This is a genomic window from Paenibacillus sp. RC84, from assembly GCF_041260495.1.
Taxonomy (GTDB): Bacteria; Bacillota; Bacilli; order Paenibacillales; family NBRC-103111; genus Paenibacillus_F.
The window spans coordinates 247,772-267,270 of record NZ_JBGBYL010000001.1 but is presented as its reverse complement, the minus strand read 5'-3'; the positions used below and the strand labels follow the sequence as shown (position 1 = coordinate 267,270).

Genomic DNA, 19,499 nt, shown 5'->3' with positions numbered 1-19,499 from the left:
CCTCCGTAACTGTTATTAAGGACGTTCCGTAACCGTAAAAACGGTGATTTCCCGGTCGACCAAACTCAGAAATTGTCTGACCCCGGGATGATAGGCCGATGCGGATAAGCCCGAATTGGCGTACAATTCCTCTCCCGTTCCGGGATCGTAAATTCTGAAGCCGCTCTGAGCGGATGTGCAGTACAAATAGTCATCATAATACAGATCGCCGAAGGCAATTTTAAAGGAAATCGACTCCTTCCCGTCACGGACATCCAGGATTCTTATAAGAAATTCCTCGGAAAGGGGCGTTTCCTCCTCTCCCGCTAACAGGTCGGGATCGATACGCCCGATGATGCCGATTTTTGTTTTTCCAATCCAGCAAATAGGCTCGTTCCAGTCGTATTTGCCCCACCAAAGCGTCGTTCTGCTTTCCCCGTCCTCGGATTCCCACACATTTTCCGTTAACCATTTCTTAACGTTCCACGCGGTAACGGAACCGGTAGGATGCCATATCCAGCCGCTATCCGCTATCCAGTCGCCTTCAGGCGATACAAGCAGTTGTCCATGAAAATAATCCAGAAGATGCTCCTCTTCACTAGAGCCGCCTTCATCGGTAACAGAATAAGGATCCGGTCTGGGGACTACAGATTCTCCGCTATGAATGTCCGTAATGTCCAGCCGGTTCCATTTTGTACCATGCACAAACAGGGTGCGATTGTTGTCTTCCAGAAAAACCGCGGGAAATATGGACTGTTCGAAATAATAGTCGTCTCTCTCGAACGGACGGAGGACCTTTTTTTGTGCGATATCCACAATTACTCCGTTTTTCCCATACGTATTGACGACCGAAATGAATTCCTCTTGAACGGAAACCGCAAGTGTCACGCGTTCTTCGAAATTTATTTCCGGGCACTGGACGAAACAAATCCGTTCAATGGAATCCGATACGGTATCCAGCGTATAAAGATTCCCTTTTTCCGTGACAACAATGAATTTCATCGACTTCAACAAAGGTTTCGCATCAACTATACGTTCATCCAGCCGTAAACCGAGCTTCTTTGTTTTGACTTCGAACACCTGTTATCCCACCTCCTTTCTCCGAATCAACTTACCCATGTCTTGATCATCGCGAAGTATTCCCGGATCATATTAATCGGTTTGAGATGCGCCGGTGACGGGCTCGAAAGGCCGTACGCTTCATAACCTTCCCGTTTCGCCAGCAGCTTGGCCCGGTACATGTGATAGTCGCTTGTGACAATGAGGATCTTCGGATCGTGGATGCCCTTTTCTTTCAAAACGGCTTTGGTAAACCTCAAATTCTCAAGGGTGCTTGTCGATCTGCTTTCGAGAAGAATCCGGTTCTCCGCGATTCCTTTCTTCACCAGGTAGTCCCTCATAGCCACCGCTTCCGGCACATTCTCGCCCGGGCCTTGACCGCCCGATACGACCACGGTGATGTCCTTCTTCCCGGAAACGTAAGCGAGCCCCGCATCCAGTCTCTGCTGAAGCGTGAGCGATACCTCGAATCCTTTCAGGCCCGATCCCAAAATAACGACGGTGTCCGCTCCCGATGTTTCGGCTTCGTCGGCGCCCATTTGCGAGACCACGAACGATTCCACGACCGCAAAAGAAAGGACGATCAGCAGCGAGCCCGCCCACAGCGTTTTTCGCAGCCTCACGCGCTTGCTAAAATCAATCCTCCTGATTATCAGGAGAAGGACGACTGCGGCGCAAAAAAGCATCATCCCGAACCGTCCTCTAAACAAAAAAGGAGAGCTCAAAAATGTCAGCACCAACAACACGTCCGCCACTTTCGCTTTCCTGATTCCAGACCATCTCTTCATGTCACGGTTCTCCTTAATCTTCCCCGCCTATAACCGGCGGATTTGCCGAACCAAATCGGTTCCGGTAAATCTTATTTGCAGACCATAAGCAGATTCCCGTCCGGGTCCGTAAAATTGAACCAGTGCCCGTGCTCGATATCGGAGACCAGCCGGACGCCAAGGCTTTTCATATATGCATAGGACCGCTCGATATCGTCTGTCGCGAACTGGACCACCGGCGCTTTAAATACCGTCTCCGGCGAGTAAATTTTACTGTCGAGCACAATTCCCGCCCCCTGCATCGGCAGGATATACAAGTGGCCGAACAGCACCTCGCCGTCTGCGGGAAGGCCCAGTATCTTGCAGTACCAGCTCGCCGCTTGTTCAATATCGCTTACCGGGATAAAGACGGTGAGAATCTTATTTTGGATGGGACTGTTCATTTTCGTTCCTCCTAATTCGATCCGGCATTGATTTGCGATGTGGCGGCAGCTTAATTGCAGCCGTATTCACGCTCTTAATCCGGCACGACCTTCTTCCCGAGCTTATGCCCGGCCAGCACGACCGGCAGCAAAAGCAGCCCCAGCGGCGCACAGGTCAGCAGGTCCTGCCAAGTTGCCGCTCCGTCCCGGAGCAGCCTGTAAAACAAATAAACCGAGTAGGGCAGGCTTACCGCGACGGCGGTCACCACACCCGGTGTGTAAGATCTCAGCAGGAGCGACTGCCCCAGATGGGTAAATACATGCACGAACAGGAGCGCATTGAACCCGATAAACAAGGCCCAAATTCCCCTCTCGGCCGCCAAATACGTAACCGGGATAAAAAGGATAAATTCAACAAACACGGCCACGGCAAACTGCGAGGATTTCACGTTCGACATGTCCTTGAACAATTTTTGTCCCGGTCCCGGGACTCTCGGCCGGAGCCTCGCGTAGTTTCTGTTCATCCACGACTCCACAAAAATGATTTCTTCGAAATCGTGAATCATAAACGCAGCGAGGAACAGCCAGACGACCGCGTTCAGCGAAAGATAATCGTCCATGAGCATAGGTTCCCCCGTCTACTCTAGTCTTTGATGCCCCGGTATCTCGCGGTACGAAGCTCTTTGATATAAGCATCCAGCGCCGGCATGCCCGACTCCACGGCCTGGCTGACCGAGCGCTCGATATCGTAAGGAACTCTTACGAACCGGATTTCAAGAGGGGCCGCCGTCCGGGAATCGAAGCTGCCCTCCAGAACGACGTAGGAAGCCTGAGTCAGATCGAGCGGATTTCCGACGCTTCCGACATTGAACAGCACTTTGCCGTACAAATGCTGGAGATACGCGTTATGTATATCGCCGTAACCGACGATATCGGCGGGAATCTGCTCCCGGCATTTATCCGACGATTCGAAGAGGGAAAGCCGCTTCTCCGGCTCGTCCCACGGCTGTACGCGCTCGTACAGGCTCCGGGGCGAAGCGTGGAACAGCCGGACGTATTTGCCGCTCATATAAAATTCGAGCGAAAAAGGCAGTCCCGCCAAGTATTCCAGCCGCTCTTCCCCGAGCACGTTCTGATGCCACTTCAGATCCTCGATCTCCGTTTCCCGGGTGATGAAATCGTCCCAGTTCCCGCTCACAACCTCCTCGCAGTGCTCGCGGATCAGATCGACCGCCTTATCGCCATGCGGTCCTTTGCCTATCAGGTCGCCCAGGCAAAAGATTCTCGTGATGTCTTTGCGCCGGATATCTTCCAGCACGGCTTCCAGCGCCGGTATGTTTCCGTGAATGTCTGACAGGATCGCTATTTTGTCCACACGTTTGTCCTCCGTAAGTCCGGCAGGTTAACCTGCTCTCTGTATTGGGTTGTATCTACTTTCGATCCGCCCGAGGCGGCTTCCTTCTTTTCCCTCCCAAACATTCTTTCATTCCTTACGAAATATACGAAAAAAAGACTGCAATGATGGCTCATCGCAGTCTTTCGTTCAGGCTTCTTCAAACAAGGTTGTACGGATTTTGAACACCGCTTTGCGGATCAGAGAAGCAGGTTCCCCGTCTCCGCTCGTCAAACCGGGCCGGTGGATGTCTTACGGGAAGAATACGGCGTACATGCCCGGGGTCAGCCGGAACCGCTCTTCTCCCTCAGCGACTTCGAACAAGGTAGTGCCCGTATCCCCATGTCTTATGCAGCCGGAGGTCTCCGGGCACGTCAGACGTTTGGGACGCCGGGCGGGACCCCGCGAGTCCTTGCCGCCGATGCCTCTCTCCTCCGCCCGCTCCTCCGGGCGACCTGCGCCAAAGAAGCCTGCCGGATCGGCAGGCTTCTTTGCGTGTGGTGCGGGGGGCTGTTCCGGCCCACCCGTCATATTTTGAAATTGGCGATCGTTTGCTTCAACTGCTCCGCGCTTTCCCGTGTTCCTTCCACGATGTTCAGCACTTTGTCCGAACTGTCCATCGCAACGCTCACTTGGTCCGAAATACTTCCCGTTCCGGCGGCAGACTCGTTGTTCGCAATCGAAATTTCGTTGATCATGAGCGCCATATCCTCGATCGCCCGGCTCAGTTCATGCGCGGTCGCGTTGAAGTCGCCCAGCAATTTTTCGTAAAATTCCGCGTCCCGGTAGTACTGCTGGCCCGTTTCGACCATCGCGTTGTAATCGTTGATAACGGTCGTATCGATAAAGGTGAGCATGCTTTCGGAGTTCGCCTTCAAATTCTGCACCGAAGAGGTGACGATTTGAACGACTTCTCGAATTTTGTTCGCGGAGTGACCGGATACCTCGGCCAGCTTGCGGATTTCTCCAGCCACAACGGCAAAGCCTCTGCCCGCCTCCCCTGCTCTCGCCGCCTCGATATTGGCGTTCAGGGCCAGAAGATTGGTTTGAGCCGTAATCTCCAGAATGGAGTTCGCCAGTACCTGAATCTGCTCGACGGCTCCGGCCTGCTCGATGGCGCTCTCCAGGCTCTCCCGCATTTTCCGGCCGATTTCGACGGCCCGCTCGGACGATGCGACCGCGGTTTCGCGCAAATCTTCCGCCCGCTTGCTGACTTCCTTCGAAGCCTCTTCGCCTTGTTTCGCTTTGTCCGCGATCCGGTCGACGGACTGGCGGATGCTCGAGGACGAATGGTTCATTTCTTCCGTCGATGCGGCCGTTTCTTCCATGGCGGCGGCCATTTGCTGCGTCGTGCCGGATACGTTCTGGATTTGGCCGTTCAGATCCGTCAAATGGCTGCTCACCGCCGTTACCGAACTGCCGAGCTTATCCGACTCTTCCACAACGGTGCGGATCGTATCGCTGATCGAGGCCTGCATCGTATGCATGGACTGCATCAAAACGCCCGTCTCATCCTTGGACTTCATAAATTTCTGCGGAACCGGATGCGAAAAGTCTCCGCCCGCGATGACTTTCAAGTGCCCGGTCGCCACTTTAATCGGCGTCGTAATCCGGTACGAAAGCAGCACGAGAATGGCCGCAAACACGAGAATACTGCCGATGATGACGATGACCAGACCTTTTTTCAGGGCCGTAACATTATGCATGTACTCATCGACCGGCTTGAAGGAAATAATGAACATATCCTGCAGAGACGATTTAGCGTAAGAAGCGATTTGCGGCTGACCGTTCAGCGTGAAATACCCGATCCCTTTCTTGTTCGCGCTGACTTCCTTGAAAAAGGCAGGCACGTCTCCTTCCGCTTTGGTCATATCGTATTTCAGCACTTCTTTGCCGTTTTCCGAAGCGACGAGAACCCCTGCCGCATTGATCATAAACGTCTTGACGTCGCCCTTCTCCGTGGACTTGACAATATTCGCCGACAGCTTGGTCAGATCAACCGCCGTCCCTACGATGGATGGCATCGCATCCGTACTTCCGTCCGGAATATGCGCCAGCAGCGCCATAATCGGCCCTCCGGTTACGGGAGACTCGACCGGTCCGTACAGGACGGGACCTTTCTTCATCCCTTCCAGGAGGGACTTGTCGAGATCGGCCACGCCGATATCGATGCCGACGGATTGACCCCCGATGCCGTCCGATACGATCGAGCTGTTGTACGCGGCATAAATATTTTCGTACAAGCCGTTCGCATCCGTAATGAGCTTACCGAGATAAGCGGATGTCGTGGCGGCGTTTTCCGATTTTGGGTTGCCGGTTTTCTTAATTTCCTTGAAGGTGTTGACCAAAAAAGGATTGTTCGCCATCGTCGAAGAACTTAACGATAAGTTGGTGAACGCCAGATCCATCTGGTTCACCTTCTCCGAAACGATGTTCGTCATGGACTCCCTTGCTTCGGCTTCAAGCGAATCGGCCGATGAGCTGCTTGCAAACCACAGCGCGATTAGCATTGGAATAGTCATACAAGCAACCGATATCAGCATAATCTTCGCGAATAACCCGGTTAGATTGATTTTGCCGAGTATGCCTCGTGTCTGTTTTGCCTTGCTTTTTAACATCATGCTCCCCCTCGTATAGCGGCGTACGCTAAAAATAGATATCTACTTTATCGACAAAAAAAGACAAAATGTTGATAGTAATTTTATTGAATTCGACATATATTCAAAGTAAATTGTTTCTCTGGAACTATTTTATATAGGACAAAAGAAACAGCCTCTTTACAAAGAGGCTGTTTCTTATTAGATAGTTTCTGCCGTTTCTTCCTGGGTAGGTTCTGTTGTTTCTTACTTATCAGCTGCCATGAAAATGCCGGGTGTTTTTCCGAAAAGCATACTCACTTCGACTTCTCTTCTTAATTGGATTTCTCCTCTTCTATGAGAGTGGAGGGCTAACGATCCGTTCGGCTACAAGGTTCCCAGCACATCGATTAAGGCTTTCTTCTTATCTTCCCCAATAGGTTTCTCCAAAATCTCCTCCAGCAGCCGGGTCAGGAGCTCCACTCGTTCGGCACGTTCCGCTCCGTTCGTTTTCTCCAGGCCGTCGTGCGGCAGAACGATATCTTCGGGAATTTCATCGGAGATTTTCACCGTAGCTTCTTCCCCGCTCGAACCGCTTCCTAGAGGAACAAAATAATAAACCGTACTCGGATTCACCTCATTGTCTTTGAAAAAGCTTTCGCCGACCCAGTAGCTTGCTCCCCTCCGTACCGGAAACATAAACGTGTTCGGGTTCGAATAATTGTACTTCGTCCAGTTGCCGGTAAAACCACCCGTATTCCCTCCGGTGGTCTGTACCATATATCCGTCGGTCCCTCCGTAAATCCAGCCCACCGATAAAACCTGCTTCCAGGGGAGGTGAACATAGCCGATCACAAAGCCGTCCGTTCCCGCCATATGCGTACCGGTGCTGATCCGCTGGTTGTACCCGAGAATCCCGACGCTGCCCGCTGCGCTTAAAGCCCCTTTAACCGTGGTGTCGGACAGGTTTGACCCGCCGCCGACCGTCAGCGCTCCCTGCACCGAAGAACTACCGAGCGATGCGGAGCCCTGAACCGTAAGCGGGCCCGTAACCGTCCCGCCGGACATCGTTGCGGTGCCGGTTACGTTCAGCGCACTCTTCGCGTTCAGCGTGCCGGTTACGTTCAGCGTGCCGGTTACGTCCGCACCGCCGTTCAAAGATGCGGAGCCCGACACCTGCAGCGTCTTACCGTTCAATCCGGCGGCTGTCGCAATGTTTCCCGCTGCGGACACCGTGTTCGGCGTTTCGTCCGGGTTCGTGATATGTACGGTCACCGCTTCGTACACGTACAGCGTTTCGCCGCGAACCCCATCGGTCCGGCTTGCGATAAGAATAAAGGTGGTCGTCTGACTGAGGCCCTTCGTCACAACGAAAGAATTATCGGTTCCGCTGTACAGGGGAGCGGTGCCTGCCGTCGTAACAATCTGATACTGGCTGGCGTTGCCTTCCCAGCTGAGCTTGAACGCCTGGCCGTTTGCAAAGCTGCCGCCCGGCACGATGTCCGGTTTAGAGCTGTCGTAGGCGCCCGCCACAAAATTGCGTACAAAAATTTCCGGAAGCCCGATCGTCAAGCCGAAAGGCAGATCGCGCGGCTGATAGTCTCCGGAGAACGAGGAGGACGTCTCCAGGATGTGCAGGTTGCGGATGTCGCCGAGAGCGGCGGAGACCGAGCCGACGCCTACCGTCAAGATCAGCGGATAGTTAATCAGGTAATCCTGCGACGACTTGGCCGTAAATTTGAGCGGAATGTAGGATATGTCGGCCAGCCCCACCTCGCTGCCTTGGACGATCTTTCCGACCGCGTACTGCCACTTATCCGTATTGACACCCGGGTCAAAGATATCCTTCTGACTAAGCACCCCCGAAGGAATATACAGATCGATTTCCGGACAATAAACTTCCTTCCCGGGGGGAGGGGTCACGACCAAGGTTACGGTGCCGGAAGCGGAATATGTCTGCGTACTTGCCTGCAGGGGACTCGGTGACGTCAATATACTGTAATTCAAAAGTGCGGGGAGATCAGCTTTGCTCATCGTTTGAACCTCCATGGGTTTAAGTGCTCTTATGGTTTGCTTTAGCTTTGGGTTTAGCCTTCAGATTCAGATTCGGATGTGTCCCTCTTGCCGGGCTCCGAAGGTCCGGTTCCGGTCCCTTGAGCGGACCCGCTCCGGAATTGCAGCGTGCCTTCGCGCAGCGACAGCGACCGGGAGTTCAGCCGGGCCTGCTGGCCGATTTCGGTCAAAGTGTACGTCAGAAAAGCGGACGGTCCGTCTTCCCGGGATTGCGGCTCCAGCCACTTCCACTGTCCTCCGTTATCCGAGGGAACGGGGAGCGTTATAACGCCTGACGGTCCGTTCTCTCCACCGGCTGTCTTATCCGGAGCCGGCTGAAGCACGGTCAGGATCGGCCCCGTCCGGAATTGGAGGTTTAACGCGCTCAGCACGGGATCGGTAAAACGCGCAGGCAGCTCCAGAGCCTGCACCGGAACGATGCCCGTAACCGCGTGAACCGCAGCGCGCGGATCCAGCAGCAGCATCACTTCGGCCTGCCGTGCGCCGTCAAACCGCAGCGAGAAGAAATTGCCGGGTCCGATCGGCCGGACATAACCGGCCGCTTCCTCTCCCGCTGCAAGCGGGTGGACGCTGTTAAACCGGTCGTAAGCGCCGTTAAGAAAATAGCCGATCAAGCCGTCCTTCCGGATTTCCGTGTCGCCCAGTCTCACCTCGTAATCGTTACCGGTAAAATCGGACGGCGGCGGATTGAAGGTGGCCGCCCAGCCGGTATACCTCGCGGCCGGTCCGTCCAGCGCCAGCTTCAGATTGGCGCGCACGAGCGCAAGCGGCCTTCCCGCGAGGACCGACACGTTCCGGTCGCTGCTTGCGGCGAGAGGATCGATCGTCCACAAGGAGGCATCGATCGCCTCAAGAAAGCGGCTGAAGGCAACTTCGTCCGCAGCCGTCAAGCTTTGCAGCATTTTGGCCAGCTCGGGCGCCCGCTTCTCAATATCCGCAAGATTACCGTAAGTACCCAGCGGCGCATAGAGCAGATGAACCCGTTTGACGCCGTCTTTTCCCGTGATCAGGCCGACGTCCCCGACAGCGCCGCCCTGCGCGTCGTATACGGATACCGAGCCGTTAAGATGATTCGGGAGCAGCCAGCCCGCAACGGGGTTCGCCAGGCTGTCCAAGTCGGCAAACCTTCCCGCGTCCCGCGCGTCAATAAGACGGAAATCGAGGCGGATATGCTGATTCGGCCTCGGCGGCAGCTGGATGAACCGCTGGGCATTCTGCGCCTCGATCGGCGCGTCCGGCGCAAGACCTTCCGACAAAATCGGCTCAAACACGTCGGAGCGGCTGAGCCCCGAATCGCCGATTACTTCCAGCACTTGCCCGAACGCATCGTACACGGCTAAATAGGCGAAGGCGAACTGTCCCTGCCGGACTCCCTGGAATTCCAGCGTATCGCCGGTCGAGCGGATATAAGGGAGATCGTGATATTCGTCGCCGACGAGATCCGCCAGCGTTTTTTGCCCGCCGTCCTTAAACGTAAAAGTTAATCCGGGATCCGGCGACCGGTTTACACGTGTATCGCGTACAGCGAGCTGGCTGCCGAAACCGCCGAGCGATTGGGAGATAAAATCCCAGCCGTCGATATCTTCGATTAAACCGTCGAGCTGATCCAACAGCCCTTCGTCCGTATCTTCCGCTTCGCCTTGGCGCGTATGGACGAGTTTTTTCAACCGGTCCCGGAAAAGAAAGCTTGTCTGCGGCGTCAGCAAAATGTCTCCCCCGATCTGCCGGTCGTTCGAACCGGAGGCTTTGCCGTCATACCGGTAATCGGTTCCGTCGAACGTCCAGTTGGAATGCCCGATCGGATACCAGTCCGCCACCCATTTCAGAAGGAGCGGATTCCAGGGCTGCTGCCAGTCTCCGGGGACGAAGGCGGGGAGTATGCCTTGAAAACGGGCGGGATCGTGCCCCGCAATTATTTCCCGGGTGATCCCGGGATGACCCGCGGAAATGACCGGAGCGTTGTCCGGATCGAGCAGGAAAAACTCGGCCAGCAGCAAACCGACTGCGCCGGCAAGCTGCAAAGCAGTGTCCGGCGGGATGTAATCGCCCTGAAGAGCGGAGGCCAGTTCCGGCAGACTCAGCGGAAGCTTGGGCAGCGCCGCTGCCAGCTCATCCGCCGTCACGCTGTCGGTGCCGATGGTGATCCCGCCGACGATTTGCGCCGGCAAGCGGCAGGACAAAGAACTGTCCGGACCGCTTATCCGGCCCGTACTTCCCGCACCGCTGATGAAGACGACGGGATCATTGGCCCGCCAGTAGCGGGGTCCTGCCACCGGCTTAAGGCTACGGTCCGCGTTCAGTTCCCCTTGGGCGCGCTTCGCCCGTTCGAAAGCTTCGATCCCGGCCGCCAGCGCCTCTTCCGGGGTCTGGCCCTCCCCTTCCGCCGGCCGGGGCACGCCTTGGCCGATCAACGATCCTGCCTCGCCGATGAGATCCATGATCTTCCTCGGCAGGCTGGCGATATTGTCCGGTCCTTCAGGCTTGGACGGATCGTAAGACGGATCGTTTTCGGCGGAGAGCGCCTTTGCGAATTGATCCTCGGTCAACCCGTCCGGCCGTGCGAATACCGGGTAGGATTCGTATTTCCCCCGCTTCCACCACGTGTCGTAAAGCCGCCTCCGGGCGGCTTTCAATTCATTCAGTTTTTCGTCCAGCGCGGCCTGCGTACCGTTCAGTGCCGTGAGCCATTGTTCCGGCGGACGTTCTCCGAGATTGTCCGGCCGGTCGGACTTCGCATCCACGACCGTCCACCGGTATCCGCCCGGCTTCGAGCCGAACCATTCCTGCCGGATACGGAGATCAAGAAGATCCCAGCCGCTCGGCTGGTCAAGTATATGAAGCATATCGTACTGAAACGCTTCGAGCAGTCCGGCCGCGTTGGGCATCTTCGCAAGCAGCTGCTGCGCTTTAACGTCGCCGTTCTTCGCTCGGTCGTTCAGCTGGCGCTCAATCATCGCTTTAAAAGCATCGGCCGACGTATTTCCGACCGCCACATGTATCCCTTTGCCCGCGGGATCTTTGTATTTGTCCTTGACCGTCGGCAGCACGCCCGAGCGGCTCCACTTCACGCCAAGCACCATTCCGTGGTACAAGCTGGCCTGCGGGACGTCGCCGTCCGGCACGGCGGAGCCGTCAGCGGGTCCGGCGGAGGCGGCTTTCTGAACCGTCCACGAGAACTCCGCAAGCTGCCGTTTGTAAGCGTCAACCGGCGAGCTTCCGGAAGGCTTTGCGCTTTGGCATTTTTGCAGGGGATCTTCCGCATGATTGGAATACCAGCCGGCCACCAGATAACTCACCGCGCACTCCGGCTCGGCATCATCCAATGGATCCCGGAAGGAAAACACCTGGCTGCAGTGGCTTTGAAACGCGCTGAAAAGCGGATTGCCCGGAGCGACGGCTTTCACAAACAGTTGTTCGATGCCTTTTTCCGACCAGCCGCTCAAATCGAATACTTGTCCGAGCACATCCGCGATTTGCCGGCCGCTGCCCCCTAACCGCCCGCCAGCCTGCTGCCGCACAGGATCCTTGCTTCCTTTCCACGCCTCTATAACGGCCGGATCAAAAACATAAGCCGCCGAACCCGCTCCGCCGGGTGCGTCGCTTTCCACGAGATACGCTTTGGATACGCGTCCGGCGGAAGTTCCACCAAAGCGCACGACTAGCCAGCGGTTCGGAACCAGGGGGAATTCCACGCGCCGTGTGACCGGGTCCTGAACACCGTGTTTTAACGCGTCGGGAAGCGTCCAGTGTACGTAAACGCCGGTATGATCGTCCGGATTTCCCGCGAAGCCTCCGCCCCGGTCCGTCGGATCGGGCTCGGAGCTTCCGAAGCTTTTGACCTGGGTATAATTGTGCTCCCAGCGCCGGAAAGGCTGGTTGGCCCAAACATACGCGTTTACCGCAAGAGCACTGACCTCGACGGGAACCAATAAGGTTGAATTATCCATGATTTTCCTCCACTCTATTGCGGCTTAACTGTCATGCCCGGTTGAAACACGATCCGCTCCGGAGATTTAACCATCTGCAGGGCAAAATCGGAAGGGTTCAGCGTCAATTGGTCCAATTTCAGCGCTTGCTTGATCGCATCGGCCGACTGCTGCACAAGCCCCTCCGCCTGATCGGGCCTCAAGTCCAGAATTCGTCCCGGTCTCAAATGCCGGTCGCGAACCGGCAAATGCACGTTCAATTCCGAACCGAAGGGAGATCCGGAACGGTCCGGGAGCACGCTGCGCAAATTAATTTCCCCTTCCTCGTTCAGACCGAACTGGAACCCTTCCTGAGGCTCGCTTAGCTCAATCCTGTCAGGGATGCCGCGGAATAAGGCGAGCAGCACGCTGGACGAAAGCCGCTCCAGACGGGCGATCCCGAGCGGAAGCCCCACGGCGTCGAAGGCGCGCACCGCAAGTCCCGGCCATCCGGCAACCGCAGCGGACCGGAGCAGAAAGCCCGCCAAGGGCAGGGCTTCCCCGCCAGGCGCCGCGCTCCGCTCATCTCCGGGGCGGGTACGGACGGTTTGCGCGGCCGCTTCGGCTGCCGCCCGGATCGTTCCTTTGGTCATGCCGTACGTAAACGAGTCGCGGCTGGAATGCATCGCGATTGCCAGCATCCCGTCCAGCATGGCGTCCAGCCAGTTCGAATCCAGGTAAAAAAACCGGATGGATTCGGACGGCAGCATTCGCTCCTCCGGTACCAGATAATAGAACGGTACGTCGTACAGCAGAAGCTTGTGGGCGAGCCACAGCGCAATCGGCTCCAGATCGTCCCGCGTCAGCTCCGCGACCGCCTCTTTGACCTCATCCCCCGCCAAAAATTGCTGCAGCGCGGCAACGGGACTTACGCCGGAGCCTCCCTGGAGCAGTTGCCGGCGCGCGGAAAGATTCCGCTGCGGGCTGTCCTGCGGCAAACCGTAGAGAGGCGGCTCCGGAATTTGCTCCAGCAAATCCCCCTTCATCGCGCCGAGCAGCGCCTCCCGCATCAAGCCGGATTGCGCGAGCTCCTTCAAATCGGCGGCGTCCGTCAGCCCCGAAGCCTCCAGCCGGTGATACAGCAGGTCTGTCAGCCGGTGGCAGCGGCGGCGGTAATCCAGGAGCAGCGAGCCGAACGTGGCGTCGGACAGAGCAAGACTGCGCCCGATCTGCCAGGCGGCCGCCAAAGAAGCGTCAAACAAGCCGTTCGCCTTGTCATAAATCAAGGCCGCATCCGCCGTGAGCAGCGGTTCCGCGGGCAGGAAGGGAGCCGGCCGGACCGGAGCGAGCGGCCCCCGGTACCAGGCGAAGGTGTCCTCCCCGCTCCGGATATGGAACGGAAGGGGCACATAACCGCTGCGCAGCCGCTTCCTCGCTTCGGCACCGGCCGCGTCGTCCGGCGGCGCTGTCCGCTCCTCTCCTCCGTCCGCCGCCCCTTGCGGCAGCCGGAGCAGCAAAGCGCCCGGATCATACGCGGCGCCGGACATTTCCTCGGCCACCAGGCGATGCATGAGGCCGGCGAAGTCTTCCTTGCTGTCGGGACGGCAGCGGAATGTCCACCTGGCGAGGGACAACAGGGCGATTTTCTCTTTAGGCGGCTTTGCGCCGGGCTGCAGAAGATCGTCGAATTTTTCCAGCGATACGAGATGAACAATGTTTCTCGAGCCGCCTTCATCGGTCTCCTGCGCGTAAGGAAACCGGTTGCCCGTTACGACGCTGTACCACCCGTCCTCCTCGTGCCCGGCTGCCTTATCCTGCGTATTTACCTGCCTGACGTGCGTCAAATAAGGCAGCTCATTCAGCTGAGGGATGATCGACTGGAACACACCCGCATCCATTTGAATGTAAAAACAGGTCTGGCCCTCGGTCACGTCCGCCTCCCGGACCAGAGTCTGGGGGACATACACGTCGGGGCTGTTTTTCAGCCCCATAAATTCGCCGGCCGTCGAACGGATGGCCAGCGTCTCGGCATCCGTCCGGTCGGCAGGACCGGCCAGAAGCTCCCCTTCCTGGAAAAGAAGCAGGGCCAGCCAGGGGATGTTCGGCCCGCTCATCTCACGCTCCCACGGCAGGACCCGTGTATTCAGCACCAAGTGCGGAAGCTCGTCGGCAAATTTGCCGGTGCTGCCCGCGGGCGGCACCAGGCTGTGGATCTCCGAAGGGTCGATCGCAAACTGCGGGGCGTGCACGATAAAGGGTTGTTCGGCCATCAGAAGAGCTTGCTCCTGAGCGGTAATCCCGATGTCCTGCACGGACTGCTTTACGGTTACCTTGTAATTTCCGGCGGGTAAGCCGGGTAAATCATGATCATAAAACCGGATTTGACCCTGCTGGGGTTCGTCACTCATGTTTTCCGCTCCTTTCACGGCTTCACCTGCATGGGAGAATCGGTAAAGAGATCTCCCGCTTCTTCGGCAAGACGGGGCAAAGGTCCGTTCGTGCCGCTGTAGGCCTGCATGCCTTGCAGCGCCGCAAATATGGCGGCCCGGTTGGCCGCGGAGGGACCCATAACTCCCGCAATGTCTCCCGGTGTCGTATCGGCCGGAACGGGCGCATAATCGGTATTCGCGGCCCCTCCGGGCTCGAACGGGAGCCGCCCCTGCGGCACCACGTCATCGTAAGCGAGCAGGTCCGCCTGCAGGCCTGCCGCCGAATAACCCAGCTTCGATCCGGGAGGAGTAACCGTTAAGCCCGCGGGCGTATTCCGCGTCGTATCGCTGCCCGGCACCTGCGGATTGCGCATAAACCGGCCGTCCGCGTCCTTCAGCGGCTCTCCCCACAGCGCCGTCGGCATGTTCCGGTAATACGGAACGAGCTGCCAACCGGAAATATCGTGGTCCAATCCGTCTTTTTCGACCGTCAGGTGATGCTTGGACGAGACGTTCGTTTTGTTCATTGTCCGGATGTGTACGGGGTAGGCTTCCGGGTATTTCGGGTCCGTCACCGGGTTCGTCGCTTGGCCCGCCGTGAAATGACTGGCCGGAATCGCCGTCTGTGTCGTAAAGCTGAAGGAGCCCGCACGGACCAGCCAAATATCCGGTCCCGGCCCGGAAGGGGATGGCCCCGCCGGATCGGAAAGTTCCGATGTCTGAGATGGTTGAGATGGTTGGGACAGTTCATATGGTTGGGATGGCAGGAACGCTTCATGCAGTTGGGACGGTTCAGATGATTGAGACGGTTGGGACGTCTGAACCGGCGGCACCGCCATGTCCCCCTCCCCGCTCCCCGCAGCATCTTCGCTGTCTGATTTCAAAGCCGTACCCGAGGCGCCGGGAGAAAGCGAGCCTGTCAAACCGGTCACGGCCGTAATTTTGCAGACGTTGTCGAGAGAAGGGAGCAGCGATTTAAACTCGCCCCACTCGATCGGGCTTTCGTCCCCGTCCGAGCGGTCCGCTCCGAATCCGACCGTGAACGAGATGACCCACCAGTGCACGCGGGCCTTTCCGCCCGTTGGCGGTCCCCACAGCTCTACGGATGCCCCCAGCTCGACACTGATCGTTTTGGTTACGAACAGCAGGTCCAGACGGTACGAGGCCCCGATGCTCACGCTGATACCCGCCTGGAAATGGAACGGATGGAAGGTGATCAGCAGATCCGCACGGGCGGTGAACCAGGCTTTTAGGTCGCCGTCGTGAAAAAGAACTTCCAACCCCCCGCCGGCCATAACGGCTGCCGGAGTCAGGGCGAAATAAGCTTCGCCGTGTATGTTCACATAGTCGCTGACCGCCCAATTGAAGCCGATCCGCGGCACGGCCGGGTAAAAGGACGGAGGCTTGAAGCTCGGATGATAGCCGCCGAAAGTGACGACGAACTGCCCTTCTCTCTCCCCTTCGTACCATAGATAAAAAGCGAAGCCGCCCGTCAAATGACAGTTCGGATCGATCAGGAAAGAATTCGGAGTCAAAAGAGCCGTCAACCCGAAGAAACCGGCGGACGGCTTCCAGTCCGCTTCCAGCTGCAGCTCCGCGTAAGCGTACATGGTGTTTCCCGCCTGGGGCAGACGAATGGAGGAAAGCCCGAGCAGGGCCAGCTCCAGCTCCCTGCCGAATTTGGCGATAAGCAGGGCGCGGGTATGCAGCAGCTCGTACGACCAGAAATCGACGCCCACGGCCAGCCAGTACTCGCCGGTTTGAGGACGGATCCATGCCCTTTTCTTGCCGGGAGCGTATTCCTGCGTTCCTTCCAGCTGCGCCATTACGTCGTTCATCGACAGTTTAGGCCCCGTGTCCCGGGTCAGGGCGAGCAGCGGAAATTCGAATACTTCCTCCGGCGCGGGCATATTTACGTCCCGGTTATAGCCGAAACCGGCGGACAAACCGGTCACAAACAGTGCGGGCGGACCGCCGAGCGGCGTATCCACGTTTGCGAACACGAAGAGCGACGGCTGCCCATCGAGCATTTGCGTGTACGAGCCGAGCGCTTCCAGGGCAAAATCGGCCGTCCGGATCGTAGCGGCCCCGTCATACATAAACCGGGCGCCCTCCGGCGGAGGCACGACTTCCATAAAGCTGCCGCCGATTTCCAGAGGTGCCTGAGTGTAATCCACGCCGATTCCGAGCAGCTGGAATTTAAGCTCGAAACGATCGAGCGGGGAACCGAAGCCCATGCCGGCCAGACTGATCGTCAAACCGGACGAGGTTAAAGAGCCGTCCAGCATAAACCAGAGGGTCCCGTCCCCGTAACCGATGCCCAGGCGGGAGATCGAAACGGGGCCGAACGTTTTCTGCACAAGGAACCACTTGGCCGAAGATGCCGGGGATGTGGAGGACGCGGAAGAGAAAGCCGGGACAGGAGGGCCGCCGGACGGTGCGGACACCGACTCGTAAGCCGCGGGCGATGCCCAGGCATCCGGATTGGCTGGGTCATCCTGCTGCTGCCCGGACGCTTCCGCAGCCAAGGGCTCCCGAAGAGCGGGCTGTTTCTGCCCTCCCCCCGGTATAAGCGCGAAAGACAACGTTTGCGGCGTACCGCCAAAACGGAGATCCGCGCCCGCGGTCAGACCCGCCTCCACTCCCGACGGCAGCGGGTGAACCGATTCCGGCAGCAGCTTGTTGATCTGCGCCGTCTGGACCGGCATGAACGGGGCGGATGCGTACAAAATCTGCAGCTGCTGAACGGCAATCGTATCGTCGGCGGGAAGCTCTTTGCCGATAAGGGGCAGATCGGTCAAACTTACATGCGCGTCGAGGTCAAGCCCGAGCGCAAACTTGCTCTCTTTCTCATCTTTGTAAAAAATGAATTTCACATCCCGCAGATCGATCGCCAGACTCTGCGGGATTTCCGCCGCCAGCTCCGGTGACAGGGACGCAACCAGATCGCGGATGGAAACGGCGGGCGGGGAGCCGCTTTTCCGGCTGTATGTCGCTATAAAGGTTTGCGAAGTCAGATCCTGCCGGTCAAACAAAAGATCGAATTCCAGCGATCCGATGACGATCTGACCGCCGAAAAAAGCCTCATACCGGGCTCCGGCTGGATCGCCCGTTCCGGTCTGGTTCGAAACGACGCGGATGCTCAAGGTTAAGGCAACGGGCACGGAATTCACTTTGAAATCGCTCTCGACCGTAAAAAAGAAGCTGTTCCCCGAATCGGAGGAAGCGTATTTCAGCTCCAGATTTTTTAGTGTCATCCCGCGTATGGGTGCAGGAATGCCCACGTCGAATTTGGCCGCGAGATCGTCCAGCAATTCCCCCATCGGTATCGGGTTCTCTTTGCCCGCTTGGACCACGATGTTCCAGCCCCCCGGAGACGTACCGCCGGAAGTATCGCCGGAACCGGCTTCCAGCGACAGACGGGCGTCCACTCCGGCGATGGTCATCGTCCCTTCCAGAGTGAAGCTCGGCTGGCCGTCGTAATCCAGTTCGAACACGAGATTGTTCATCACAAACGTGTTCGGGCCCGTTCCGAGCGGATGCTGGGCCAATCCCGCCCGGATAAAGTATATTCCGGCGGTGGAGCCGCCCATCTGGAACTCTTCCACCGCTATTTTGTACGCGCCCGTCGGCAGCCCGAACTTGGCGGCGATCATTGTGAGGTCGATTTCGCTCCACGGTTCCATCCGCACGACGACCGACAGATCGGGAATCCTTGGCGAGGGAACCAGGTTCGCCGAAACGAGCAGATCGACGCCCCCGATGTCCAGAATCCCGGACATTTTGTAGGAAGCGCTCGGATGATCGAACGGGTTCCGGACGGCCACGGCCGCCTCGATATCGCCGATTTCAACCCAATTGGGGACGATAGTCAGCGGCTTGTCCTCAAGTGCGGTAAGCGTCGCCTTCACGTACTCCACGCTTCTGGAGCCGAGACCTATACCAAGGGCCAAACGTCCGATCTTGACGGACGCAAGCATGCTTTCAAACGACGGAGGAAGATACTCCGTGATGCTGACGCCGCCGAACCAATGGGCGATGTCGTCAGGGGAAGGAAGATCCACCGGGCCTTCCAGGGAAAGCTCGGCAATCCCTCCCCCTGCGGGCAGAATCAGCGAGGTAATCCGAACCGGCTGTCCGTTCCACTGGATCGTCGCCGTGATTTCCAGCCCGGACGGCGCACTGGCTGCCGCAGGGTCATGAACGAGCCTGGCGTCGACGGGCACTTTCATCGCCTGAAAAAGCCCGGATAACCCGCCGCCGTCATCCGGCAGCTTCAGGTCGAGCGACAAGCCCGGCGCCCCAGTATCCCGCAAAACCGCGGGACCGAACGCCAACGGACCTACGCCGATTACCCAGTCCGCTTCCTGCAGCAGCCCTTTTGTTTCGTCAAGCGCGCCGTAGAAATAAACCGCCCCGTCCATGTCGAGGTTCAGCTCGGGTTCCGCGGCTTTTCCGGCGGCGATCAGCCATCTCGGAGATGTTCCGTCCGTACCGGGTTTAAGCGCCAGGTCCTGCCAGAACGTGTTCGTCAGCCAAGGCAGCGCATCCCCGAAGCGCCAGTCCGGCGTTACGAAAACCGAGAGCACGAGCACCGGTTCCGAGTCCGCCCCGTATACGGCGCCGTGGACCGAAGCCGTTTTCTTCGCCGAAAAAAACATCCTCGCCGGGCTGCCGGCCAGTTGAAGACCCGCGCCTTCAAAGGTAATGATCCCCCCCGATTCCACAGGAGCCGTCCGTACCCCGGTCACGGTCAGGGTGCCGCTTCCCGTCAATTGACGGAGCTTCTCGCCTGTCGGGCCCAGCTTCGCCGTATCCAGCGTCAGCGTGCCGCTCCCCGCTTCGTACATAGTTTGAAGATCGGACAGAAAGCTCACGCGCACTCCCCCTTTCCTT

The 19,499-nt window shown here is 57.8% G+C and carries 10 protein-coding genes; all 10 read right to left on the bottom strand.

Going from position 1 to position 19,499, the window contains the following annotated elements; all coding sequences use genetic code 11:
* Positions 1-15 precede the first annotated feature (15 nt).
* Positions 16-1,059, bottom strand: coding sequence for a hypothetical protein (locus tag ABH899_RS01165; RefSeq protein WP_369993267.1), 1,044 nt, complete (start codon positions 1,057-1,059; stop codon positions 16-18).
* A gap of 26 nt (positions 1,060-1,085) precedes the next feature.
* Positions 1,086-1,826, bottom strand: a complete 741-nt coding sequence (locus tag ABH899_RS01160; RefSeq protein ID WP_369993265.1) for a YdcF family protein — start codon at positions 1,824-1,826, stop codon at positions 1,086-1,088.
* A 71-nt stretch (positions 1,827-1,897) separates the two neighbouring features.
* Entirely contained in the window at positions 1,898-2,248 is a 351-nt protein-coding gene (locus ABH899_RS01155; RefSeq protein ID WP_218228292.1) for a VOC family protein, read from the bottom strand.
* Positions 2,249-2,322: 74 nt separating this feature from the next.
* Complete coding sequence (locus ABH899_RS01150) at positions 2,323-2,847, bottom strand: HXXEE domain-containing protein (RefSeq protein ID WP_369993263.1); 525 nt, start codon at positions 2,845-2,847, stop codon at positions 2,323-2,325.
* Positions 2,848-2,870: 23 nt separating this feature from the next.
* Positions 2,871-3,602, bottom strand: a complete 732-nt coding sequence (locus ABH899_RS01145; RefSeq protein WP_218228291.1) for a metallophosphoesterase family protein — start codon at positions 3,600-3,602, stop codon at positions 2,871-2,873.
* A gap of 545 nt (positions 3,603-4,147) precedes the next feature.
* The gene (locus tag ABH899_RS01140) at positions 4,148-6,142 is read right to left on the bottom strand and encodes a methyl-accepting chemotaxis protein (protein WP_369993260.1); all 1,995 of its coding nucleotides are present in this window, start codon (positions 6,140-6,142) and stop codon (positions 4,148-4,150) included.
* 441 nt (positions 6,143-6,583) lie between these two features.
* Complete coding sequence (locus ABH899_RS01135; RefSeq protein WP_369993258.1) at positions 6,584-8,230, bottom strand: autotransporter outer membrane beta-barrel domain-containing protein; 1,647 nt, start codon at positions 8,228-8,230, stop codon at positions 6,584-6,586.
* Between the two features lie 53 nt (positions 8,231-8,283).
* Positions 8,284-12,216: a hypothetical protein gene (locus tag ABH899_RS01130; protein WP_369993255.1), complete on the bottom strand. Its 3,933-nt coding sequence runs from the start codon at positions 12,214-12,216 to the stop codon at positions 8,284-8,286.
* 14 nt (positions 12,217-12,230) lie between these two features.
* A complete protein-coding gene (locus tag ABH899_RS01125; RefSeq protein WP_369993254.1) occupies positions 12,231-14,582 on the bottom strand; it encodes a hypothetical protein in 2,352 nt (783 codons plus the stop codon).
* Positions 14,583-14,596: 14 nt separating this feature from the next.
* A complete protein-coding gene (locus ABH899_RS01120; RefSeq protein WP_369993252.1) occupies positions 14,597-19,480 on the bottom strand; it encodes a DUF6603 domain-containing protein in 4,884 nt (1,627 codons plus the stop codon).
* Positions 19,481-19,499 lie beyond the last annotated feature (19 nt).

Excerpts from the sequence above, each read along its gene's own strand:
- ABH899_RS01150 (WP_369993263.1), bottom strand. The coding sequence starts at position 2,847 with ATGGACGATTATCTTTCGCTGAACGCGGTCGTCTGGCTGTTCCTCGCT.
- ABH899_RS01140 (WP_369993260.1), bottom strand. The coding sequence starts at position 6,142 with ATGACTATTCCAATGCTAATCGCGCTGTGGTTTGCAAGCAGCTCATCG.
- ABH899_RS01155 (WP_218228292.1), bottom strand. The coding sequence starts at position 2,248 with ATGAACAGTCCCATCCAAAATAAGATTCTCACCGTCTTTATCCCGGTA.
- ABH899_RS01125 (WP_369993254.1), bottom strand. The coding sequence starts at position 14,582 with ATGAGTGACGAACCCCAGCAGGGTCAAATCCGGTTTTATGATCATGAT.
- ABH899_RS01160 (WP_369993265.1), bottom strand. The coding sequence starts at position 1,826 with ATGAAGAGATGGTCTGGAATCAGGAAAGCGAAAGTGGCGGACGTGTTG.
- ABH899_RS01135 (WP_369993258.1), bottom strand. The coding sequence starts at position 8,230 with ATGAGCAAAGCTGATCTCCCCGCACTTTTGAATTACAGTATATTGACG.
- ABH899_RS01130 (WP_369993255.1), bottom strand. The coding sequence starts at position 12,216 with ATGGATAATTCAACCTTATTGGTTCCCGTCGAGGTCAGTGCTCTTGCG.